We start from the raw sequence: 24698 nt of genomic DNA, 5'->3' as shown, positions 1-24698 counted from the left end.
TCCTTTACTGCGCCTGAACTCGCAGCTCGGCAGCGCTGCGACTCTGGTGGCCTAACAAGGTGCTGACATCAGCGGCTTTAGGTTTGACCAAATAGAAACGGTGTACCCATTGGTCAAAATCAGCCAGCAGTTGTTGCGCACGATCTGAACCTGTCAGCTCTAAATGTTGCGCGATCAGTCCGCGTAAGTGCTCTTGATGAATGGCCAGTGATTCTAGCGACAGCGCTTCAACCAACTCTGGATTGATGCGGCCGTTAAAATCGCCTTCCTCATCGAGCACATAGGCAAAGCCGCCGGTCATTCCAGCGCCAAAGTTGACGCCAGTACGACCTAAAATCGCGACGATACCGCCCGTCATATACTCACAGGCGTTATCTCCTGCGCCTTCGACGATCGCATGGGCCCCTGAGTTACGCACGGCGAACCGTTCGCCTGCTTTCCCTGCCGCAAACAGCTTGCCACCAGTGGCACCATACAGGCAGGTATTGCCCATGATGGTGGACTCATGACTGGCAAAGGCGGATCCCACAGGAGGACGGATCACGATCTCACCGCCACTCATCCCTTTGCCGACATAGTCATTGGCATCGCCGACAAGGGTGATATTAACCCCTGCCGCATTCCACACCCCGAGAGATTGACCCGCTGTGCCTTGCAATTGAATATCCAGAGGATTGGCTGCCATGCCTGTGTTGCCATAGCGTTTTGCAATCGCGCCAGAGAGGCTAGCACCGACTGAACGGTCGGTATTGCGTACCGATTTGTAGATGCTGGCTCGTCGGTTAGCGTCAATCGCCTCCCCTAGCTCACTGAGCAAGGCTTGGTTAAGCGGTGCATTATCAAAAGGCGTATTAGGCTCACTGCAATATAAGGTTTTGCCCGGCCAGGGTGTGGGCGCCTCTAGAATATGGCTCAAATCGAGCTTTAGTTGCTTGGCGGTAAAGCCATCAACCGCTTCCAGCAAGTCCGTTCGGCCAATGAGATCGGTGAGTTTTTCGACACCAAGCTCAGCGAGTAGCTCGCGGACTTCTTCGCCTAAGCCTTTAAAGAAGTTCATTACCTGCTCAGGTAAGCCTTTAAAGTAGTCGCGACGAAGCGTGTCATCTTGGGTCGCCACACCGGTTGCACAGTTATTCAGGTGGCAAATACGCAAATATTTACAGCCCAACGCCACCATAGGCGCGGTGCCAAAGCCGAAGCTCTCTGCACCTAAAATGGCGGCCTTTACAATATCGAGGCCAGTTTTGAGGCCGCCATCGACTTGTAAGCGAATTTTGTGGCGTAAGCCATTTTCCACAAGGGCTTGCTGGGTTTCGGCAAGGCCTAATTCCCAAGGGCTACCGGCGTATTTCACCGAGGTCAATGGGCTTGCCCCTGTGCCGCCGTCATACCCTGAAATGGTGATCAGGTCGGCATAGGCTTTTGCCACACCGGTGGCAATGGTGCCCACGCCCGGTTCGGAGACCAGTTTGACCGATACCAATGCGCTTGGGTTGACCTGCTTTAAATCAAAAATCAGCTGCGCCAAGTCTTCAATCGAGTAGATATCATGGTGTGGCGGTGGCGAAATCAAGGTGACACCGGGGACTGAGAAACGCAATTTGGCGATCTCTGCCGTGACTTTATGGCCGGGCAATTGTCCGCCTTCACCGGGTTTCGCCCCTTGTGCAACTTTGATTTGCAGCACATCAGCATTGGTGAGGTAGTGGGGAGTGACCCCAAAACGGCCCGATGCAATTTGCTTGATTTTGGAGTTACGCTCGCTATTGAAACGGCGTGGGTCTTCCCCCCCTTCACCGGAGTTCGAGTGGCCGCCAAGGCGGTTCATCGCAATGGCTAACGCTTCGTGCGCTTCAGGGCTCAAAGCACCAATAGACATGGCAGCGGAATCAAAGCGTTTAAATAGCTCGGTGGCGGGCTCAATGCGTTCAAGTGGTAATGGTGTATCGGCTTTTTTCAAGCGCATTAGGTCACGCAAGGTTGCCACCGGACGTTCATTCACCGTTTTCGCGTAGGTTTTGTAGTCCATCGCTTCCCCAGAGCGCACTGCACTTTGCAGATTTTTTACGACATCTGGGTTGTAAGCGTGATACTCGCCATCGTGGACGTATTTGAGTAACCCACCATGCTCTAGCGGCTTACGTTTAATCCAAGCACGACGAGAAAGGTTGACTAAGTCTTGCTGGAAATCATCAAAGTTCGCCCCTTGAATGCGGCTTGCGACACCTTTAAAGCAAAGCTCTACCACATCGTCATGTAGGCCGACCGCTTCAAACAGCTGCGAACAGCGGTAAGAGGCAATGGTCGATATCCCCATTTTCGACATGATTTTATACAGGCCCTTGTTGATGCCATTTCTAAAATTCACCATCACATCGCGATAGGGCTTTTTGATTGCGCCAATGTCAACTTGATTGGCTAGCGTTTCGTAGGCGAGATACGGGTAGATAGCCGTGGCACCAAAGCCTAGTAATACGGCAAATTGGTGCGGATCGCGTGCACTCCCGGTTTCAATGATGATGTTGGCATCACAGCGCAAGTTTTCGCGGACCAGACGCTTTTGCACCGCCCCGACTGCCATAGCGGCAGGGATAGGGAGTTTGTCTTTGTTGATGCTACGATCAGACAGAACTACCAGTACCGTGCCATCGCGCACGCAGCGCTCGGCTTGATCGCAAAGATCTAAGATGGCCTGCTGCAGATCTTTCTCGTTCGGATCGTAGTTAATATCGAGAATGCTGTTGCGATAATAGGTATCGTCGAGCTCGAGTAACTGCACCATGTCTGAGAATAAGAGTACGGGCGATTTAAACGCGACGCGCTCGGCGTGGCCATCGGTCTCGCAGAAAACGTTCATTTCCCGGCCGATACAGGTGGCCAGTGACATCACGTGGTTTTCACGCAAGGGATCAATGGGTGGGTTGGTAACCTGAGCAAACTTCTGACGGAAGTAGTCACTCACACAGCGGGGACGAGAAGATAATACTGCCATTGGCGTATCATCGCCCATCGAACCGGTCGCCTCTTGACCGATATCCCCGAGCACCTTGACGACTTGCTCGACTTCCTCGTTCGACATCCCAAACAGCTTTTGGTAAACCTTCAGTTGGGTGTCTTGCAAGCTCCGGCTGCCTTCGCTGGCATCATCATCAAGTTCTTCAAACGGGGTCAGGCGACGCACGTGAGCATCGAGCCATTCTCGATAGGGGTGGCGACTTTTCAGTTCATTATCGATTTCCGCTGAGTGCCAAATTTTGCCTTCTCGGGTATCGATCACCAGCAATTCACCCGGGCCAACACGCCCTTTTTCAGCGACCTCATCAGGCGCGTAATCCCAAATGCCAATTTCAGAGGCGAGGGTGATGAATTTATCTTTAGTGACCACATAACGCGCAGGGCGTAAGCCGTTGCGGTCGAGATTACAAGCCGCATAACGGCCGTCAGACATCACTATACCGGCAGGACCATCCCATGGCTCCATGTGCATGGAGTTAAAGTCATAGAATGCACGCAGCTCATCATCCATATCCGGATGGTTTTGCCAAGCGGGTGGCACAAGCAGACGCATGGCGCGGAAGAGATCCATACCACCGGACAAAAACACTTCAAGCATGTTATCGAGGCTTGACGAGTCCGACCCTGATTCATTGACAAAAGGCGCGGCCTGATGGAGGTCTGGCAGCAAGGGCGAGTTAAATTTGTATGCCCGTGTGCGTGCCCATTGGCGGTTACCTTCAATGGTGTTGATTTCACCATTGTGTGCAAGGTAACGAAACGGTTGAGCGAGCGGCCAGCGTGGTTGCGTGTTAGTACTAAAACGCTGGTGGAATAAACAGATCGAAGACTCGAGGCGTAAATCGGCCAAATCAGTGTAAAAGCGCGGCAAATCTGCCGGCATACACAAGCCTTTGTAGACAATAGTTTGGGTCGACAGACTGGTAATGTAGAAGTCTGTGTCGTCAGCTAACGCTTTTTCTGCGCGGCGGCGCGCAATATACAGGCGACGCTCTAAATCGCGTGCGCGCCAACCGGCTGGGCCATTAATAAAGACTTGTTCGATAACGGGGAGTGACTGCTTGGCGATTTCACCCAGCACGTCAGGGTTGGTTGGTACCGTACGCCAACCAACCACGGAGAGGGTTTCGGCACCAATTTCTTGTTCAAACACCGCGCGGGCGCGCTGCGCCTTCACCGGGTCTGTGCTCAGGAACAGCATTCCCACCGCATACAAACGGCTTAGGTTCCATTGGTTTTGTTCGGCAATAAGGCGAAAGAAACGGTCGGGCTTTTGGAGCAATAACCCACAACCGTCCCCGGTTTTACCATCGGAGTTAATCCCTCCGCGGTGGGTCATGCGATCAAGTGCGGAAATGGCGGTACGAACCAACTTGTGGCTGGGCTCACCTTCTTGATGGGCGATCAAACCAAAACCACAGTTATCCTTTTCCAACATTGGGTTGTACAGCGACATTGCAATTCTCCCTTGCTACTGCGTCACTCGCAGTGATTGCATTTATTGTCGTGATCCTCCTGACCACTCTGAAAGCGTCTAGGACTGTGACAGCTCACCCGTTATGTTGTGTTTTTTTAACGGGAAAATCGCGTGCTTGTAAGTAATTAAATTACTGATTTTCAACGCGATGCCTAGCCTGCCGTATCCAGAAAGCGCTATTCAGCGACCTTTCAAATTAACGGCAAAGCAGTTAAAGGTCAAATTTTATTATGCAGCCTTTATGCACCATGAAGCTTGGTGTGATGTCAATTAAACGCCTGATATTTTCAGGTTTTGTGTCAATTTTTTCAGGAATAATAGCTATTCGCGTTTATGCTGTTTTGTTAAATAATTATTAATTTAAGGCCAAATTCGAGCATAAATTCTAACCAACTAAAGAAATAAAGCAGGGTGCGTTTTATGTCTTCAGTTTCATAGCAAGATACGCTGTGATTTGATGTAAAAAATGACAACTGACAGTAAAAACCTGTGAGGCACGTAGCCATGTATTTTGAGAAAACTGTGGCAAAATAGCGGTTCCATAAGCGGCGCAACGGAAAAAGATGTCGCGAATCAAGGATGGTTGTGATCACACAGGAGCCGCATGGCATTTTTCATTTTATTTACATTTCTTGTTTTAGGTGCGGTGCTTGGCTACGCGTGGCGTGCGCGACAAGAAACCGTCGCATTAACCCATTGGCGTGTGTATATGGCTGATCTCGATACTCCCCATGCCATTGTTACCGCCGATGAGGGTGACATCTTGTATGCCAATGCTGCTTGTGTGGAGGCATTTTCATTGGTGGACAGCAAAAGCCACTTTAAAACGGCCAATGAGCACCAGCGACAAGCAGTACGTGCCTTCATTGTTGCGCAGCAGTGGCCACGTCCTTTCTCTAATGTCGAAGCTAAGGTCAAAGCACCCGGCGCGAATCGAGTACGCATTGGCGTGCGCTTGTCGGGCTTACCCATTCGTTGTCGGCGTAAAAAAGCATGGTTAGTGTCGCTAGCACCGCTGGCGCGCCACGCGCAATGGCAGCTACAGCATCAAGAACATGGTGTTTTGCTTAGCGTGATTAATTCGTTGGCTGAATTGGTTTGCTTTCAAGATGTCGATGGCAATGTGGTGGGAACCAATGCGGCCTTTGACCGCTTTTGGCGAGGCCGCGAGCAAGAGGGCATTATGTGGCATGCCGATCAGCCTTTGTCTGGCTCAAAGACGGTGCGTACGTGGGCATCGCAGTTAAACGGCGAAAGCTGTTTGCTTGAAACCAATATCACCGCGCTTAAAAATGATCAGCAACAGGTGGTTGGCACCTTGAGCATCAGTCATGATGTGACTGACTGGCACCAAATGCAGCAAAGTTTGCAACGCGAGGTGCATCATCGCCAATCGGCCGAACAAGCGCTTCAGCAACGGAGCAATTTATTGAGCGCGATTTTTAATGCCAGTGTGGATCCGATTGGGATCTTTGATCAGGACTATTACCACCTTGCCTGTAATCAAGCCTATGCCGATGCGCTTGGGGTCTCCATTGAAGCGCTTGAAACCTCTCCAGCGCAAGAGGTCGTCGATGCAGATATTTTTGATCAGCATCGTCAGCGCGATCAGCATGTACTGGATACTGGGGAAACCGTGACCTATGAAGATGTGATTTGGCGGCCCAGCGGCGAGCAAACTTGGTTTGAAGTGACTAAATCGCGTATTGATGATCCGGTGACTGACAGCTTTGCAGTACTGGTGATGGCGCGCGATATCACCGAGCGTAAGCACACCCAACAACAGCTGGCGGATGCGATCATGTCATTCCAAGAAATGAGCTTCGTGGATAGTTTGACCCAAGTGGCGAATCGACGCAGCTTTGATGAGCAACTGCGCAAGTTGTGGCGCTCTCACGCCCGTGAACAAACGCCGCTTGCCTTGATCCTCTGTGACATCGACCATTTCAAACTTTACAACGATAATTACGGTCATCAACAAGGCGACTGGGCCTTGCAGCAAGTGGCGAACGCGTTTAAGTCGGCGATTAATCGACCACTTGATGCGGTCGCGCGTTATGGGGGAGAGGAATTTGCTATTGTATTGCCTCACACTGAGCTTGATGGGGCCGCCTTAGTTGCCGAGCGGGCAAGAGCTGCGTTGGCCGAGCGTGAAATCGCGCATCAGTATTCGCCGGTCGCGGCGGTGATGACCGCGAGTCTCGGCGTTGCGTGTATGATCCCCTCACCCGAAGGGGATTATGGGGAGCTTATCCATCAAGCCGACTTAGCCATGTACCAGGCGAAGCGACTTGGGCGTAATCAAGTCAGCTTAATGGGACCAACGTCTTGCGTCACAGAGAATGATGCGCCGCGCCCTGAGCCTGAACACTTCCACTCTTAACTGGCGTGTAGTAAGCCTTTATGAAACAACTCAAAGTATTAGCGCAGTATTATGTTGATTTGCTTGTCAAGCTGGGCATTGTCCGCTTCAGCATGTTACTCGCGCTAGCGCTTGTGGCACTGGCCGTGGTGGTGCAAGTGGGCATCACCTTGGTGCTGGAAGGCACGGTGCAAAATATCGACATTATCCGCTCGATTTTCTTCGGCCTGGTGATTACCCCTTGGGCGGTTTATTTTTTGTCCGTGGTGGTGGATCAGCTGGAAGAATCGCGGCAGCGCTTATCTAAGCTGGTGTCTAAATTGGAAGAGATGCGTGCGCGAGACATGCGTCTTAACCGGCAGTTGACCGAAAATATTGAGCAACTGAATTTAGAAATCGAAGAGCGTAAAAAAGCTGAGAGTGCGCGCCAAGAGGCGATCAAGGATCTAGAAAACGAGGTGTATCAGCGGGAAAAAGCTCAGCTAGAGCTGGCCGAGCAAACCGCATTGCTGCGCTCGTTTATTGATGCGTCGCCGGATCTGATTTATTACCGCAATGCCAAGGGGCAGTTCTCTGGTTGTAACCGCGCGATGGAAGAGCTGACCGGCTATAAAGAGAAGGCGCTGAAGGGCCTGACGCCGTGGGATGTCTATCGCGAGGATATCGCCGCTAAAGTGGTAGAGACCGATCAGCAAGTCTTTGATAACAATGTCTCCATTACCTACGAGCAATGGCTTGAGTATCAAGATGGACGCAAGGCCTATTTTGAACTGCGCAAAGTCCCTTTCTTTGCGCGAGACGGGCGTCATCTGGGATTGCTTGGCTTTGGCCGCGAAATCACCGAACGTAAGCGTTATCAAGATGCATTGGAGAAAGCGAGCCGAGATAAAACCGCCTTTATCTCTACCATTAGTCACGAGCTGCGCACACCGCTGAATGGGATTGTCGGATTGAGCCGCATGCTATTGGACTCGCCGCTGGATGATGATCAACGCAATTACTTACGTACCATTTACGTCAGTGCCATCACCTTGGGTAATATTTTCAACGATATTATCGATTTAGATAAATCCGATCGAAACCGACTGTCCTTGTACCCCACCAGCATCGATCTGCGTGAATTTGTTACTGAGATTGAAAACATCTCTGGCCTGATGGCGGAGCAAAAAGGGCTGCGGTTTGAACTTGAACGGGTGACAGACTTGCCGGAATTTGTCGCCGTGGATGCGACACGATTACGTCAAATTTTGTGGAATCTGGTCGGGAATGCCGTCAAATTCACCAAGCAAGGCTGTGTGATCATCACTGTTAGTGCAGATGTGGAAGATGACCACGCGCATCTTTGCTTTGAAGTCGAAGACAGCGGGGTCGGGATCCCTGCAGATGAGCAAGATAAAATTTTTGCCATGTACTATCAGGTAAAACAAGGCGAAGAAAACTTGCATGCTGTGGGAACAGGGATTGGACTCGCCGTGTCTCGCCAGTTAGCGCGTATGATGGGAGGCGACATTACCGTCGATAGCGAAGAAGGTGAAGGGAGTACCTTTACCGTCACGGTTTCCGTGCCTTTGAGTGAGCCTGTGGATGATGAGGTCCAACTGCCCACGCGCAGTGATAGCCGCTTGCGAATTTTGCTCGTCGAAGACATTGAGCTAAACATCACGGTCGCTACCAATTTATTGGAAAGTCTAGGCCATGAGGTGACCGTTGCTCGAGATGGTCAGTCGGCGCTAAACACCTTTATGCCCGGAGCGTTTGATTTATTGCTGTTAGATATTCAATTACCGGATATGACCGGCTTTGATATTGCCGCAACATTACGCGAAACACAGTCGAGCTTACCACCACTTGTCGCATTAACCGCCAATGTGATCAAAGACAAAGGAGAGTACATCGACAAAGGCATGGATGATGCGATCAGCAAGCCGATCAGTGTCGCGGCACTTAGCCAAGTGATTGAGCGTTATGCGTTGGCGGAGGGGAAAGAAGCGGTGACTGACGAGAGTGCGTCGACGCGGCCAGTCGCAAGCGAGCAAGCGGAAAAGCTGTTGGATATGGACATGCTCACCGGCTATGTCGAGCTGGTTGGCACCGAGCCTGTGCGAAAAAGCATTGAAATGTTTGAACAATTGATGCCGGAATACATCGCGATTCTTGACTCGAATATGACCGCACGCGACCAAGATGGCATTGTGTCGGAAGCGCATAAAATTAAAGGTGCGGCAGGCTCAGTGGGCTTAAAGCATGTGCAAAAAGTGGCTCAAAAAGCGCAGTCTCCCGAGTTACCGGCGTGGTGGGAGAATATTGCCGATTGGGTTGATGAAATTAAAGTAGGCTATCAGCACGATCTGACGGTGTTAAAAGCGTGGTTAGATGAGCAATCCTCCTAAACGCCACCAATAAGCTAAACAAAAAAGGCGCCATCAGGCGCCTTATTCATATAGGGTGTACAGCTTATTGATCTTCGAGCTCACCGCAGAAGCGATAGCCTTCACCGTGAATGGTGGCAATGATCTCTGGGGTGTCGCTGTGTGATTCGAAGTGCTTACGAATACGACGAATTGTGACATCCACAGTACGGTCATGCGGCTTTAGCTCGCGACCTGTCATCTTTTTCAACAGCTCAGCACGGGTCTGGATTTTGCCTGGGTTTTCACAGAAGTGCAGCAGGGCACGAAACTCTGAACGTGGCAATTTGAACGACTCGCCTTCAGGATTAATCAAAGAGCGACTGTTGATATCAAGAACCCAACCATTAAACACATACTGTTCAACGTTGCGTTTTTCTTCACCACCGTTCACGCTACTCATCGCACGGGTTAACAAGTTACGTGCACGAATGGTCAGTTCACGAGGGTTAAATGGCTTGGTAATGTAGTCATCGGCACCAATTTCCAGCCCTAGGATTTTGTCGACCTCGTTGTCACGGCCCGTCAAGAACATCAATGCCATGTCGCCTTGTTCGCGCAATTCACGCGCGAGCAGTAAGCCGTTTTTACCGGGCAAGTTGATGTCCATGATCACCAAGTGCACTTGATGATTGGATAGGACTTGATGCATCTCGTCGCCATCGCTGGCTTCAAAGACATTGTAACCTTCCGCTTCAAAGATACTTTTCAGCGTGTTACGTGTGACTTGTTCATCTTCTACAATCAGAATTTGCGGGGTTTGCATTGGCGATACCTAATATCTAAATAGAATCCGGTTGCGCTTCACAGTCTAGTTCCACTAGGCCATGAAAAAAATTTACAAAATTGCGAGAGGATGCCTTCCGCGAACCTCGCAATCAACATATGGCACGCCATCCATAGAGAGGTGTGTGTCGATGCTAGACAACGCACCGTGTGTTCCAGTTGAGGCGGGGCGTTATCGGCCCTCGTAAGCCTCAGAGGCAATCACTGTTACATCCATTGATTGCCGCTAATTGTATTCATTTAACAGCGCGCTAACAATATATTACGGTGAACGTTGATGATTTTTTTCATCCTTTATTGACCCCAATCAAAAGCATCTTTGTTGGTGATTAGGGTCAACTTCCCGTTTAACTTTATGAATACTAGCGCATAATTAGCAATTAAGCATAATGTTAGTAACGAACAGGTGTAAATAATGTGTGATCAGAATAACGCCAGCGATTTGTGGAAAACTTACCAGCAGATCGCATTTCGGGCACCCCAAGCACCCAGTGTCCGCTCTTTTGCCATTCTTACCGCATTTAACCCTCGTAGCCAACCTTTATCTGAGAAAGAGAATCAATTGCGTAATCGTCAGCTCGTGGATGAGATGAAGAAAGCGGGGATTCGCTATTGGGCAATGAATGGTGGGGCGCCTGATGGCAGCTGGTTTGAGCCGGGTTTTGCCGTTGCTCTGAATCAAGACGAAGCGATTGCATTGGCGAAAACATGGCAGCAAAACGCGATTTATTGGGTGGAGGACGATACATTATGGTTACTGCCTGCACTGATGACAGGTTTTGCGCCGCAGTCACTAGGCGTGACGTTTTCATCACTGCTGGCGTTGACAGACTCATCAATGGACTAAGGAGAGCATCATGGACGATAGACTACCTGATTTATGCGACAACCACCCAGACGCTGTACGTTGGTTACCCATTCAGTGGCAAGATTTTGGCGCGGTGAGCGGCTTTGAAGGACGGATACGTACTATCCGCTGTTATCACGATAACTCCAAAGTGAAAGCGCTCCTCGCAACGCCCGGCCAAGGTCAGGTTTTAGTGGTTGATGGCGGCGGTGCGATGGATCGTGCGCTATTGGGCGATATGATCGGAAAAAGTGCGGTCGACAATGGTTGGGCAGGGGTGGTGATTGCCGCGCCAGTGAGAGATGTGGCAACTCTCGCCACCTTGCCTATTGGCATTAAAGCACTCGGCGTCTGTCCGATTAAAACCCAAAAACGGGACTGGGGAGAGGTAGATGTGGTGCTAACGCTGGAAGGGGTGTTAGTGACCCCGGGTGATTACCTGTATGCTGACAAAAACGGTGTGCTGGTTTGCGCGCAGCCCTTGAACACAGTCAGCGACGTGGATTAAGCATTCACGCTGTCGTTACACGTTGTTAAAAGCGTAACCCGACGCCGAGTTGGTAAATAGACTCGGTGTCTTTTTCAGGATCAAACTCCACATCTAGCCCGGCATTGACATCGAAAGAATCACTTAATTGGTAGCGGCTGCTGACGCCCCATTGGTTAACGCTTTTATCACGTTGGTAGCCGTGGCTCAGTTGGCTTGAAACATGTAACTTGTCGGTAAATCGGTACTCAATGCCGCTGAGTAAGCCGCGTTGCGTGGGGGCTGTCTGGGTTTCGCTTTTCATTTGCGTGCCAAGGTAAACGGAGAGATTACTCAAGGGGTAGCGATAGCCTGACTCTATGGTCCAGCTATCAAATCCGTCTCCGGCCGAGGGCATCGACTGGATAAAAAAGCGATTGGAGTCGGCTATCGTCTCGGTCTCGAACGATAGCATTTGCTCGCCAAATGCAGGGGTTGCCACTAAATGCAAGGCGAGTGCGAACAATCCGAATTGTTTCACTCTAGGTTCCTTTGCGTTGTTATTTTTGTCGGTTTCGTCACCGCTGATGATCAGTGTAGACAATAAAGTGTGCGCGGTCGCAACTTTGTCTAAAAAAAACGTCATGCTATTGACGTATCTGATAGGTGCCAGCGTGTGATGGCGACGATTAAACAACAAGCAAAATGGACGCCAGGTTAGGCGTGTTTAGGCTTTGACTAACTGAAGCGCATCGCTGTAGGGACGCACATCATGGAAGTAGCCCTCTTGAACCTGATGCTGCAGTTGCTGCCAAAATTCGGCCTCAAAAAGCTCGGGATGCAGGCGCTCAAACTCATCACGTAGCGAAGGGTTGACCAACAAAAAGGTACGAAACTCTTCGGGAAATACATCATTTTCTCCCACGCTGTACCAAGGCTCTGCGGCTAGCTCATCTTCTGGATAACGCGGTGGTGGTATACGACGGAAATTGACCTCAGTGAGATAGGCGATTTCATCATAATCATAGAAAATCACCCGATTATGACGGCTGACGCCAAAGTTTTTAAACAACATGTCACCGGCAAAAATATTGGCAGCTGCGAGCTCTTTGAGGGCATCACCGTACTCTTGCACTGCTTGAGTTAAGGCGTCAGGACTGGCTTGCTCGAGGTAAATATTTAGCGGGATCATCCGCCGCTCCATATATAAATGGCGGATCCGTACTTCTGTGTCAGTGACGGACACACACGAAGGCGCCACGTTTAGCAATTCGTCAATCAGTGCATCGCTGAAACGGTGACGAGGAAAGATAAAGTTCCGATACTCCTGCGTGTCGGCCATGCGTCCCACCCGATCGTGCTCTTTAACGAGGCGGTATTTCTCGCGCACTTGGGCGTGCGTCATTTGTTTTTGCGGTGCGAATTTGTCTTTGATGATCTTAAATACAAAGCCGTATGAGGGCAGGGTGAACACCGACATCACCATCCCTTTGATCCCCGGCGCAATATCAAACAAGTCATCAGAATTATCCAAATGATAGAGAAATTCGCGGTATAGCTCGGTTTTACCATGTTTTTGACAGCCGATCGCGGTGTAGAGCTCTGCTGGGGTTTTATTGGGCATCAACTGATTGAGAAAGTCGACTAAAGCCGCTGGGACGGGGGCATACACCATAAAATAAGAGCGCGCGAAACCAAATACGATACTCACATCGTCGCTATCGGTAATACATGCATCAATATACAGCTCGCCGTTGTCTGAGATAAGCAAGGGCAGCACGAGGGGGCGGCGTTGGTTCGCCATATCCAGACGGCCAATTAAGTACGCTCCTTTGTTGCGAAAAAACGGCTGACGCACCATTTCAATGGTGAAGCTCATGGTTAACTGTGGGCCAAAGCGTTGCTGAAGGATTTGCGTAATGCGCTTAAGATCGCCACTTTTATCTCGCCAAGGCAGGGTAAAGGGGGTGCTGTCTAGCATGCGCTCTAGCGTGGCATAAATGCCAGCTTGCGATTGAAAGCGTCGCAACAAGGGCGTTGGATACTTAGGAATGCGTCCGCCTTGCGAACTTTGTACAAACAGTTTGTCACGACGAATATTTCGGTGTTCGAAAATACGGCAATACACCGAATTGAAAAAACTCTCAGCGATATCGTAGCGCGGGTAATCATCAAGGAGTTTGATGTAGGCTGCTTTCACTGCCATCAAAAAGGAGCGTGTGGCGTGTTCTTTGCCCAGCATAGCGCGCAGTTGCTGACTCACTAAGCCGACATGGTGATCGTAAAATTGAATACGCGTTTTCAGTGCTTGCTGCACGCTTTTCCAATCTTGCTGCTCAAAGCGCTCTTGAGCGCCTGACGTCACATCTAAGAAGCGACCATACATGGCATCCGAGCCCTGTAATATCGTATTTGCGACTAATTGCGCCATGGCGTCCTGTGTCATTCGCGTTCCCTGCTTCCATGCCGTTTTTGTTCTCTTCAACCTCTCAGAGTTTTGGCGAAAAAGCAATCAGTGTCACTTTTTTGTTGACCTCGGCGGCATGATTCGATACACCTAAATAGAACTCAACAAAACAAACGATAAACGCAACACACATGCAACTGACGATCAGCACCCTTACCACCACAACAACCACCATTATTACTGGCACAATGTGTGTTGGTGCGGGCTGATACGCACAGAATTTCCAAAAAAAGCCCGTACCCTCACCGGTACGGGCTTTTTTTTATCTTAAGAGAGAGGTCCCAAACGGATGCGAGTTTTAAAATTTGGTGGCACATCGCTTGCTGATGCAGAGCGATTCAGTCGTGCCGCTGACATCATTGTTAGCAATCAGGGTCAGAGTGACGTCTCTGCTGTTTTGTCCGCCCCAGCGCGTGTTACCAATATTCTGGTGTCCGTGGTGGATAATACGGTTAAACATGGAGAGGCTGAGCTGCCACTCAAAGAGCTAGAAACCATTTTCACCGCGCTGTTCCAAGGCCTTGCCGAACGCCAGCCCAATCTCGATACCCAACCTTTGTTCGATAAGCTTTCTCGCAGTCTCGGACAACTACGCCAATACGTGCACGGTATGAACCTGCTAGGGCTTTGTCCGGACAGCACCTATGCGCGCGTGGTGAGCAAGGGGGAACGTTTGTCCGTAGCGGCCATGCAAGCGCTGTTAGTGGCGCGTGGCTATCAAGTCTTTGAGATTGATCCGGTCAGTTATTTTGCCGCTTCTGGCAGTTACCTGAGTGCTGAAGTCGACATTGAAACCTCCTCGCAACTCTTTAAACAGTCTCCCATTCCCGCTAATCATGTTGGCTTGATGCCAGGCTTTATGGCTGGCAATGAGCAAGGGGAGCTGGTGACCTTAGGACGCAATGGCTCCGATTATTCTGCTGCGGTGCTGGCCGCTTGTGTCCGTGCAGAGTGCTGCGAAATCTGGACGGATGTCGATGGTGTCTATAACTGCGATCCCCGCTTGGTGCCAGACGCGCGTTTACTGAAGTCGCTGAGTTATCAAGAAGCGATGGAGCTGTCGTACTTTGGTGCTAAGGTGCTCCACCCTAAAACCATCGCCCCTATTGCTCGCTTCCATATCCCTTGTTTGATTAAAAATACGGCCAATCCTCAAGGCGCAGGCACCTTGATTGGCGATGATACTGGTGAGGATAAGCTTGCCATTAAAGGGATTACCACGCTTAGCGATCTGAGTATGGTCAATATCTCTGGTCCTGGGATGAAGGGAATGGTTGGTATGGCTTCACGTGTGTTTGGCGCCATGTCATCCGCGGGCGTTTCCATCGTGCTGATCACCCAATCGTCGTCGGAGTACAGCATTAGCTTCTGTATTCAAGCGCAGGATAAAGTGAAAGCTGAGAAGGCGTTGCGGACCCACTTTGAACTTGAGCTTAAAGATGGTTTGCTTGAGCCTGTCGAGTTTATCGATCACCTATCGATTGTCTCCCTAGTGGGGGATGGTATGCGCACTTCGAAAGGGATTGCGGCGCGCTTTTTCACCTCGCTAGCGGAAGTGAATGTCAATATTGTCGCCATTGCTCAAGGTTCGTCAGAGCGTGCTATCTCGGCGGTTGTCCCCTCGGAGCGTGTCTCGGAAGCGGTGAAAGCCTGCCATGAAAACTTGTTTAACAGCCAACACCACCTCGATGTGTTTATCGTCGGTGTGGGCGGGGTCGGTGGTGAGCTGATTGAGCAAATTCGTCGTCAACAAGCGAAGCTACAGCAGCAAGGCATTGTGATGCGTGTCTGTGGAATGGCAAATAGTAAAGGCATGTGGCTGAACAGCCAAGGCATTAACCTTGATAGCTGGCGTGATGAGCTGCCTAATCACCTTTCACCGTTTAGCCTTGCCGGTATGATTCAGTTGGTGCAGCGTAATCATATCATCAACCCAGTGTTGATTGACTGCACAGCAGAACAACAAGTCGCGGATCAGTATGCGGACTTCTTACGTGCGGGCTTCCATGTGATCACGCCTAACAAAAAAGCCAATACCAGTAGCATGGCTTACTACCAACAGCTGCGTCAGGCGGCGCGCGCGACACATCGTAAGTTTATGTATGAAACCACGGTGGGGGCTGGCTTGCCCGTCATTGAAAACCTGCAAAACCTGATTGCTGCGGGGGACGAGTTATCACGATTTTCTGGGATCTTGTCGGGGTCGCTATCACACATTTTTGGCAAGTTAGATGAAGGCGTAAGCTTTAGTGATGCCACCAAGGTTGCGCGTGACAGTGGCTTCACCGAGCCCGATCCACGTGACGATCTATCTGGCATGGATGTGGCGCGTAAATTGTTAATTTTGGCACGAGAAGCTGGCATGCATTTAGAGCTGGAAGATGTCGAAGTTGAGCCCGCGTTGCCGCCAGGCTTTGATCAATCGGGTGATGTGGAGTCCTTTATGGCACGCTTGCCGGAGGCGGATGCTTACTTTAAGCAATGGTCAGAGCAAGCGGCTCAAGAGGGCAAGGTGCTGCGCTATATCGGCGGTATTGAAGATGGTCAATGCTTCGTGAAAATTCAAGCCGTAGACAGTGACGATCCGATGCACAAAATTAAAGATGGCGAAAATGCACTCGCCTTTTACAGCCGCTATTATCAGCCGATTCCATTGGTCTTGCGCGGATATGGAGCAGGCACCGCCGTGACGGCGGCAGGGGTGTTCGCTGATTTGATGCGCACCTTGGGTTGGAAGCTAGGAGTGTAGTGATGACAGTACGCGTTTACGCACCCGCTTCAATTGGTAATGTGAGTGTGGGTTTTGATGTGTTAGGTGCAGCGGTCAGCCCTATCGATGGCAGCTTGCTGGGGGATGTGGTTGAAGTGAAGGCGGGCAGCGACCGCCCCTTTTCGCTGCGCTGTGAAGGGCGATTTACCGACAAGCTTCCTGCTGATGAAAAGGACAATATTGTTTATCAGGCCTACCAAGCGTATGCACATGCGCTGCAGGCTCAAGGGATCGCGGTAAAGCCGGTGGCGATGTTGCTGGAAAAGAATATGCCCATCGGCTCCGGATTGGGATCCAGTGCGTGTTCGATTGTTGCAGCACTTGATGCGTTAAACCGCTTTCACGGTAACCCACTGGATGAAACCACCATGCTCGCGCTAATGGGGGAGATGGAAGCCAGTATTTCGGGCAGCTTACACTATGACAACGTGGCGCCTTGCTACTTAGGTGGCTTGCAACTGATGCTGGAAAGCCAAGGCGTGATCAGCCAAGCCGTACCACATTTTGACAACTGGTATTGGGTGATGGCTTACCCCGGGATTAAAGTCTCGACTGCAGAAGCACGCACTATCTTGCCCGCACAGTATCGCCGTCAAGATGTCATTGCCCACGGGCGATATCTAGGCGGCTTTATTCACGCGTGTCACACTCAACAACCGGCTCTGGCGGCGAGCTTGATTTGTGATGTGATTGCAGAGCCCTATCGGCAAAAACTGTTGCCGGGCTTTGTTGAAGCGCGGGCGTATGCAGACAGCTGTGGCGCACTTGCGACAGGGATTTCAGGCTCTGGGCCGACCTTGTTTAGCATCTGTGATGACTTACAGGTTGCCGAGCGACTCGCACAATGGCTGCGCGAGCACTACGTACAAAATAATGATGGCTTTGTTCATGTATGTCGCATTGATGGACAGGGCGCAAAAGAAATAGGAAGTCAGGCATGAAGCTTTACAACATCAAAGATCACAGTGAAACCGTGTCGTTCGCGCAAGCGGTCAAACAAGGATTGGGGCGTGGACAAGGGCTGTTTTTCCCCGAGCACATACCGCAATTTGAGGACATCGATGCCTTGCTGTCGATGCCACTGGTAGAGCGTAGCACTGAGATCCTCTCGGCCTTGATTGGCGACGAACTGCCAAAAAGCCAAATCCATGAGCTAGTGGCGCAGGCGTTTACCTTTGAGGCACCACTCAAATCTGTTACTGAACGCATTCATGCGTTAGAACTTTTCCATGGGCCAACGCTCGCCTTCAAAGATTTTGGTGGTCGTTTTATGGCGCAATCTCTCGCGGCAGTGTCAGACGGCAACAAGATCACGATTCTCACCGCCACATCAGGCGATACCGGTGCCGCCGTTGCTCATGCGTTTTATGGCATTGAAAACATCAACGTGGTGATTTTGTATCCGAAAGGCAAAATTAGCCCACTGCAAGAAAAGCTGTTTTGTACCCTCGGCGGCAATATTCACACCGTGGCAGTGAACGGCACATTTGACGACTGCCAGACGATGGTGAAGCAAGCCTTTGATGATCAAGAGCTGCGTCAAACCATTGGCTTAAACTCAGCAAACTCAATCAATATCAGCCGGCTGATGGCGCAAATTTGCTACTATTTTGAAGCGCTTGCGCAGATCCCTCAGCACAAGCGAGACCAAGTAGTTGTCGCTGTACCCAGTGGTAACTTTGGCAACCTGACGGCGGGCTTGCTGGCCAAGGCGATGGGGCTGCCGATTAAACGCTTTATCGCTGCCACCAATGCCAATGATACGGTGCCACGCTATTTAGCCTCCGGGCAGTGGCAGCCGCAAACCACAGTCGCAACTTTATCGAATGCGATGGATGTCAGTCAGCCGAACAACTGGCCGCGTATCGAAGAGCTTTTCCGCCGTGAAGGGTGGGCGCTGAGCGAATTGGCATCAGGACGCGCAGACGATGCGCAAACCGCAGAGAGTTTGACGCAGCTTGCTGAGCAAGACTATTTATGCGAACCGCATGGAGCCATTGCCTATCGCTTGTTAGCGCAACAGCTTAGCGAGGAAGAAGAGGGGATTTTCTTGTGTACCGCGCATCCGGCCAAGTTTAAAGAGTCGGTCGATGCGATTTTACACAAGGATATTCCGCTGCCAGGGCCATTGGCAAAACATGCGCAGATGGATTTATTGTCGAGTGAGCAAGAGGCCGATTTCTCGGTCTTAAGAGCGTACCTTCTTAATTTGAGCGCTTAACCAAAAACAGCCCGCCAAAGCGGGCTGTTTCTTTATAACCTGTGTGTTTACAGTGAGCTTGTAAACGTACGGGTGATCACATCGCGCTGTTGTTCAGGGGTCAGAGAATTAAAGCGAACCGCATAGCCCGAGACACGGATGGTCAGTTGCGGGTATTTTTCTGGGTGCTTTGCTGCATCCTCCAAGGTTTCACGCTTCAGCACGTTAACGTTCAGGTGTTGACCCCCTTCATTAACCGCTTGGGTTTCGATATTGACTTCACGGTAGTCAAACTCACCCAAAGAAGACAGCGCGACTTCTTGATCCGCCTCAAAGCCTTGTTTTGCACAGACACAGCGTGCTTGGTCGGTTTCTTTATCAATCAACCAAATAGAATTGATGAGGTCATCATTGGCCGCTGAGGTTACTTGAATGCCGGTGATCATGGCCTATCCCCTTTTTCTGATAGTGACTTTAGTGATGTAAGATTTCATCACTTTCGACGTTCATATATACCTTTTTATTTGTGGGGTTATTTTGATTTAGGTCAATATTCAATCGCCTTTATCGTGAAGATAGTTATTTGATATCAATATTATTGTGAACAAAATCAATTTGATGATAAGAGCACAACGCGCAGCGACAAGCATTCGTATTTATAGCGCTATTTTGTTGTAAATTTACTACAAAATTAAGGGCGAGATTGATCGATGGGTAGGCAGTTTTGCACCATATTGGTACATGGCTGGCGGAGTATTCTTCTCGAATTTTATTAATTGTTTGAAATATATGGTTATTTAAACTTGGCATTGATTTTTCATGATGTTCTAGGCACACGCACAGATAAGGAACGACCCATGACTAGAACATTATCGCCACGTTCACACGCGAGCTTACCGACCCCGAACCGAGCGGTACAAGGGCGCTGCCAGCGTCATTACCATGCTCATACAGAAAGAGCAAAAGATCGCGCCACACACTGATTTCATCTGTTTGTCTCGTTAAAATGGCGCCAGTGTGATGATAAGGAGCAACCATGACTCAGGCGCAAACGTGGCAGCAGGTGCTAGCCAACGAGAAGGAGCAAGCGTATTTTCGCGATACGCTAGCCTATGTGGAAAAGGTCCGGGCCAGTGGCGTCACGGTTTTTCCTCCCAAAGAGGATGTATTCAACGCCTTTCGTTTTACTGAACTTGGTGATGTGAAAGTCGTGATTTTAGGCCAAGATCCTTACCATGGGCCCAATCAGGCCCATGGGCTCTGCTTTTCCGTATTACCCGGGGTAAAAACGCCACCTTCGCTGGTCAATATTTATAAAGAGCTAGCGACGGATATCGAGGGGTTTCAGATCCCTTCACATGGCTACTTGAAAAGCTGGGCAGAGCAGGGCGTGTTATTGTTAAACACGGTACTGACTGTGGAACAAGGAAAGGCGCACTCTCATGCCAAGCTGGGGTGGGAGACCTTTACTGACCGAGTGATTGAGGCTGTTAATCAGCATGGTGACGGTGTGGTGTTCTTGCTTTGGGGCGCGCATGCTCAGAAAAAAGGTAAAGCGATTGATCGTACGCGCCATCATGTTTTAACTGCGCCACATCCCTCTCCACTGTCAGCGCATCGAGGCTTCTTGGGTTGCCGCCATTTCTCACAAACTAACGCATTATTGCGCGAGCAAGGTAAAGCGCCCATTGATTGGCAACCCACACTGGATGATGCGCAGAAAGCCAAGTGATTGAGGGGCAAAGCCGTCTTGGTCAGATAAAACCTGACCAATAAAAAAGGTGCTCAGTGAGCACCTTTTTCGCATCCTTTTATCGGTGAGTTAATCAAGGTCCAGTTGAGAGAAATCGCCATACATATCGATTTCTTCCAATTCTTTTCTCAGTCGCTGTTTGTCCTTCAGCGCTTCAATTTCTCTCCATTTACGTTTGACTGGTTTTGCGCGTCCGCTGCGTTGTGGCTTGTCTTGCTCGAACATGTCGTTAAAGGCAAAGTTATCCATAGTCACCCCTTGTTCACCTTGCGGTTAGGTTTTAAATACCACAGCTCGCCCTACCGTAAAATTGAAGTATTTCTCATTTGTGGCAGATTGATGAACTTTTTATGAGAACGTCATCACTGAATTTTTAAAAACAGTGATGACCAGCACAGCCAAGGGCGGCCATCAATTGATCTTACCGGTCAGACAAGCGAAGATTGCGCCGCAGACAGCAATCACGACACGACGAGGGACAGTCATTTGAGCCTTTTAACCTTTATTAACGACCTGATATGGGGCTCGGTGCTCATTTATGTGCTGATCGGCGGTGGCGTCTTCTTTTCGCTAAAACTCGGTGGCATTCAGTTCCGTCACTTCTCTCATATGTTTTCTGTGATGCGTCATAGTCGCCGCCGCGACAGTTCGGGAATTTCGTCGTTTCAAGCCTTGTGTACTGGACTGGCTGCACGTGTCGGGACAGGCAATATGGCTGGTGTGGCGGTTGCACTCTCTCTTGGTGGACCAGGGGCGATTTTTTGGATGTGGCTGATGGCGTTTCTGGGAATGGCGACTGCCTTTGCGGAAAGCACCTTGGCACAGGTCTATAAAGTTCGCGATCCGGATGGCTACTTCCGAGGCGGTCCGGCTTACTACATGGAGCATGGCTTGGGGATGCGCTGGATGGGGATATTGTTCTCGTTGCTGCTGATCCTTGCCTTTGGTTTGGTGTTTAACTCAGTTCAAGCGAATTCGATTTCACAGGCTGCCCAAGTGGCTTTTGGCTGGCCTCCCGCCTATGTCGGTGCAGGGCTGGCACTGGTTAGTGGGTTGATTATTTATGGTGGCTTACGTCAAATTGCGCGCACAGCTGAGGTTTTAGTCCCTGTGATGGCGCTGCTCTATTTATCTCTTGCGTGTTATGTAATGTTGACCCATCTCGAGCAAGTGCCCGCCGTGATATCGCTGGTGGTTAAAAGTGCTTTTGGTCTTCATGAAGCCGCTTCTGGCGCGTTGGGTTACACCTTGGCGCAAGGGATGATTCAGGGGATTAAGCGTGGCCTTTTCTCGAATGAGGCGGGCATGGGCTCGGCGCCGAATGCCGCCGCCTCCGCCACACCCTATCCGCCTCATCCAGTTTCTCAAGGCTATGTGCAAATGCTGGGCGTCTTTGTCGATACTCTGGTGATATGCACCGCAACCGTCGCGATTATTCTGCTATCGGGGGAGTATATTCCCGGTGGCGAAGTCACGGGGGTGGAACTGACACAGCGTGCCTTAAGTGCTCAGGTCGGCGATTGGGGTGAGCAATTTGTGGCGGTGGCCATTTTCTTCTTTGCGTTTACCTCCATCATTGCCAATTACTCGTATGCAGAAACCAATTTGTTGTTTATCAATGGTCGTTTGCGCCCGGCACTGCCTTATTTTCGAGCATTGGTATTGGGCATGGTGATGTTTGGCGCGTTGGCCGAGCTCCCCTTAGTGTGGACGCTTGCGGATGCATCAATGGGCATGATGGCCTTGGTGAACATGATTGCTATCTTATTGCTGTCTGGCATTGTTAAGCGCTTGGCCGCTGATTACCACACCCAACGTTCGTTAGGGCGAGTGCCTGTTTTTGATAGTCGCCGTTTCCCTGAACTTCACAGCCAATTGGACGAAAAGGCTTGGCCTTTGCCCAAGCAGTGACCGTGATGCGGTGGCTTTTTTATGCTGGAATGATAGTCTTGGCAACAGACAGATAACATAAGGGTTAGCAAGATGCTGATTGTGGTCTCCCCCGCAAAAACATTGGATTATGAGTCACCATTGCCGACGCAACGTCATACCCAACCCATGCTGACTGAGCACTCTCAAGCATTGATCGAGGTATGTCGCCAATTAACGCCCGCCGATATCGGTGCGTTAATGAAGGTGAGTGATAAAATTGCCAGTCTGAATGCGGTCCGTTTTGCCGAATGGTCTCCAACCTTTACCACTGATAATGCACGCCCTGCGGTACTGGCGTTTAAAGGGGATGTTTATACGGGTCTGGATGCCACTTCAATGTCTGAAGAGGACTTTGATTGGGCGCAGGCACATTTCCGTATGCTGTCGGGGCTGTATGGCCTATTGCGGCCATTGGATTTGATGCAACCTTATCGCCTTGAAATGGGCACCAAGCTGGCGACATCGCGCGGTGATAACTTGTATCAGTTTTGGGGCGATATCATCACTGAGACATTGAATCGCACCTTGGCAGAGCAAGGTGATCGATTACTGGTGAACTTGGCCTCCAATGAGTATTTCAAAGCGGTAAACAAGAAAAAACTCGACGGCGACATTGTGACCCCTGTCTTTAAAGACTGTAAGAACGGTCAATACAAGGTGATCAGTTTTTACGCCAAAAAAGCCCGTGGCATGATGGCGCGCTATTTGATTGATCAGCGTGCGACATCCATTGAAGCTATCAAGACATTTGATGTTGGCGGCTACTATTTTAGCGAGGCACAGTCCAAAGGAAATGAGTTGGTCTTTTTGCGTGAAGAACAGTAACGCACAGGCAATAAGGTTACGACAAGTGTCAGCCGATGCGGCTTTGTGTCTCAATGAAAAAAAGCCCCAATGGGGCTTTTTTTATCGCTTTCAGTTAGTGAAGAATGCGGGCGCGAATCGTGCCTTCAATCGCTTTCAGCTTTTTCAGTGCTTTATCAGCCTGTTCGGTTTCGACATCAATGACCACATAGCCAATTTTTGCTGAAGTTTGCAGATATTGTGCGGCGATGTTGATGCCTTCATCGGCAAAGGTGGTGTTTATTTTGGTCAACACACCGGGACGGTTCGCGTGAATGTGGAGTAAACGAGAACGCCCTTGATGCTCTGGCAGTGACACCTCTGGGAAGTTGACACAAGAGAGTGTCGAGCCGTTATCAGAGTACTTGATCAACTTGCCTGCCACCTCAAGGCCAATGTTTTCCTGCGCTTCTTGTGTCGAGCCACCAATGTGTGGGGTGAGCAGCGCATTATCAAAGGCCTGCAGCGGTGAGCTGAAGGGATCATTATTGGTTTTAGGCTCAACAGGGAATACATCAATCGCCGCTCCGGACAAATGGTTGCTCTCGAGCGCGCCACATAGGGCATCAATGTCCACCACTGTACCGCGTGAGGCATTAATAAAGATAGCACCGGGCTTCATGCGGGCGAATTCTTCACTGCCAATCATGTTTTGAGTACTTTCGGTTTCTGGAACGTGCAATGAAATCACATCACTACGGTTTAATAATTCAGTCAGCGAGTTGACTTGCACGGCATTTCCGAGTGAGAGCTTGTTATCGATATCGTAATAACAAACGTTCATGCCAAGGTTCTCTGCCAAAATACTCAGCTGCGTCCCGATGTGGCCATAACCGATAATCCCTAATACTTTTCCGCGTGCTTCAAACGAGCGTTCGGCGGATTTCTGCCATTCGCCACGATGTGCTTTGGCATTCTTTTCCGGAATACCACGTAGCAGCAGCAGGATCTCCCCAAGCACTAATTCGGCGACGCTGCGGGTATTTGAGAAGGGGGCATTAAAAACCGGGATACCACGTTGAGCAGCTGCGTCGAGATCAACTTGGTTAGTTCCGATACAAAAGCAGCCGACTGCGACCAATTTTTTCGCCTTTGCGAAAACCGATTCAGTCAGCTGGGTACGTGAACGCAAGCCGACAAAGTGAGCATCTTGAATCGCTTCTTCCAGCGCCTCACCGGTGAGGGAGCCTTTGTGATACTCAATATTGGTATAACCAGCTTGCTTGAAGGCCTCTAACGCCGTGGGGTGGACGCCTTCGAGGAGCAGAATTTTGATCTTATTCTTGTCCAGTGAATAGTGTGACATGCGGGCTGTTCTCTTCCTTAGAAACAATAGTGGTAGCAATGTTGCGCCTGAGTGCCGGGGCGCATC

General features: G+C 50.2%; 17 protein-coding genes and 1 other annotated feature. Of the genes, 10 read left to right on the top strand and 7 right to left on the bottom strand.

Annotation, left to right across the window (positions count from 1 at the left end):
* Positions 1-4: 4 nt before the first annotated feature.
* Positions 5-4471: a glutamate synthase large subunit gene (gltB, locus tag E8E00_RS10970; RefSeq protein ID WP_096630931.1), complete on the bottom strand. Its 4467-nt coding sequence runs from the start codon at positions 4469-4471 to the stop codon at positions 5-7.
* A 625-nt stretch (positions 4472-5096) separates the two neighbouring features.
* On the opposite strand from gltB, the gene E8E00_RS10965 reads away from it, so the two are divergent.
* Together E8E00_RS10965 and arcB are read left to right on the top strand one after the other, a co-directional pair.
* Positions 5097-6875 carry a diguanylate cyclase domain-containing protein gene (locus E8E00_RS10965; RefSeq protein ID WP_069589787.1) on the top strand — a complete coding sequence of 593 codons (1779 nt, stop codon included), beginning with the start codon at positions 5097-5099 and terminating at the stop codon, positions 6873-6875.
* Between the two features lie 20 nt (positions 6876-6895).
* A complete protein-coding gene (gene arcB / locus E8E00_RS10960; protein WP_096630934.1) occupies positions 6896-9244 on the top strand; it encodes an aerobic respiration two-component sensor histidine kinase ArcB in 2349 nt (782 codons plus the stop codon).
* A gap of 64 nt (positions 9245-9308) precedes the next feature.
* Here arcB and arcA read toward each other — a convergent pair whose 3' ends face one another.
* Positions 9309-10028: a two-component system response regulator ArcA gene (gene arcA / locus E8E00_RS10955; RefSeq protein WP_069589785.1), complete on the bottom strand. Its 720-nt coding sequence runs from the start codon at positions 10026-10028 to the stop codon at positions 9309-9311.
* 435 nt (positions 10029-10463) lie between these two features.
* On the opposite strand from arcA, the gene E8E00_RS10950 reads away from it, so the two are divergent.
* Positions 10464-10895, top strand: a complete 432-nt coding sequence (locus E8E00_RS10950; RefSeq protein ID WP_096630937.1) for a DUF3293 domain-containing protein — start codon at positions 10464-10466, stop codon at positions 10893-10895.
* Positions 10896-10905: 10 nt separating this feature from the next.
* Positions 10906-11403, top strand: a complete 498-nt coding sequence (locus tag E8E00_RS10945; protein ID WP_096630940.1) for a putative 4-hydroxy-4-methyl-2-oxoglutarate aldolase — start codon at positions 10906-10908, stop codon at positions 11401-11403.
* Between the two features lie 25 nt (positions 11404-11428).
* Here the strand turns inward: E8E00_RS10945 and E8E00_RS10940 are convergent, their stop codons facing one another.
* Positions 11429-11902 carry a hypothetical protein gene (locus E8E00_RS10940; RefSeq protein ID WP_069589780.1) on the bottom strand — a complete coding sequence of 158 codons (474 nt, stop codon included), beginning with the start codon at positions 11900-11902 and terminating at the stop codon, positions 11429-11431.
* Between the two features lie 186 nt (positions 11903-12088).
* Positions 12089-13807 (bottom strand): bifunctional isocitrate dehydrogenase kinase/phosphatase, encoded by a 1719-nt coding sequence (gene aceK / locus E8E00_RS10935; protein ID WP_096630944.1) that lies wholly within the window; start codon positions 13805-13807, stop codon positions 12089-12091.
* 168 nt (positions 13808-13975) lie between these two features.
* Positions 13976-14093 (top strand) — a sequence feature (Thr leader region).
* A gap of 24 nt (positions 14094-14117) precedes the next feature.
* Here aceK and thrA point away from each other — a divergent pair.
* The 3 genes from thrA to thrC are packed head-to-tail and all read left to right on the top strand — an operon-like array spanning position 14118 to position 18819.
* Positions 14118-16577 carry a bifunctional aspartate kinase/homoserine dehydrogenase I gene (gene thrA / locus E8E00_RS10930; RefSeq protein ID WP_096630946.1) on the top strand — a complete coding sequence of 820 codons (2460 nt, stop codon included), beginning with the start codon at positions 14118-14120 and terminating at the stop codon, positions 16575-16577.
* 2 nt (positions 16578-16579) lie between these two features.
* Positions 16580-17539: a homoserine kinase gene (thrB, locus tag E8E00_RS10925; protein ID WP_096630949.1), complete on the top strand. Its 960-nt coding sequence runs from the start codon at positions 16580-16582 to the stop codon at positions 17537-17539.
* Entirely contained in the window at positions 17536-18819 is a 1284-nt protein-coding gene (gene thrC, locus E8E00_RS10920) for a threonine synthase (protein WP_096630952.1), read from the top strand. The genes thrB and thrC overlap by 4 nt, the downstream gene beginning before the upstream one ends.
* A gap of 47 nt (positions 18820-18866) precedes the next feature.
* Here thrC and grcA read toward each other — a convergent pair whose 3' ends face one another.
* Positions 18867-19244: an autonomous glycyl radical cofactor GrcA gene (gene grcA / locus E8E00_RS10915; protein ID WP_069589774.1), complete on the bottom strand. Its 378-nt coding sequence runs from the start codon at positions 19242-19244 to the stop codon at positions 18867-18869.
* Between the two features lie 590 nt (positions 19245-19834).
* Here grcA and ung point away from each other — a divergent pair.
* Positions 19835-20530: a uracil-DNA glycosylase gene (gene ung, locus E8E00_RS10910; protein ID WP_096630955.1), complete on the top strand. Its 696-nt coding sequence runs from the start codon at positions 19835-19837 to the stop codon at positions 20528-20530.
* A 90-nt stretch (positions 20531-20620) separates the two neighbouring features.
* Here the strand turns inward: ung and E8E00_RS10905 are convergent, their stop codons facing one another.
* Entirely contained in the window at positions 20621-20800 is a 180-nt protein-coding gene (locus E8E00_RS10905; RefSeq protein ID WP_069589769.1) for a DUF3545 family protein, read from the bottom strand.
* A gap of 237 nt (positions 20801-21037) precedes the next feature.
* Here E8E00_RS10905 and E8E00_RS10900 point away from each other — a divergent pair, with 237 nt between their 5' ends.
* Positions 21038-22462, top strand: coding sequence for a sodium:alanine symporter family protein (locus E8E00_RS10900; RefSeq protein WP_069589768.1), 1425 nt, complete (start codon positions 21038-21040; stop codon positions 22460-22462).
* A 72-nt stretch (positions 22463-22534) separates the two neighbouring features.
* Entirely contained in the window at positions 22535-23308 is a 774-nt protein-coding gene (gene yaaA, locus E8E00_RS10895; RefSeq protein WP_069589767.1) for a peroxide stress protein YaaA, read from the top strand.
* A 94-nt stretch (positions 23309-23402) separates the two neighbouring features.
* Here the strand turns inward: yaaA and serA are convergent, their stop codons facing one another.
* Positions 23403-24632, bottom strand: coding sequence for a phosphoglycerate dehydrogenase (gene serA, locus E8E00_RS10890; RefSeq protein WP_069589766.1), 1230 nt, complete (start codon positions 24630-24632; stop codon positions 23403-23405).
* Positions 24633-24698 lie beyond the last annotated feature (66 nt).

Source organism: Salinivibrio sp. YCSC6 (assembly GCF_004916735.1).
In the GTDB taxonomy this organism is placed as follows: Bacteria; Pseudomonadota; Gammaproteobacteria; order Enterobacterales; family Vibrionaceae; genus Salinivibrio; species Salinivibrio proteolyticus.
This window is presented reverse-complemented; position numbering and strand designations above follow the sequence as displayed.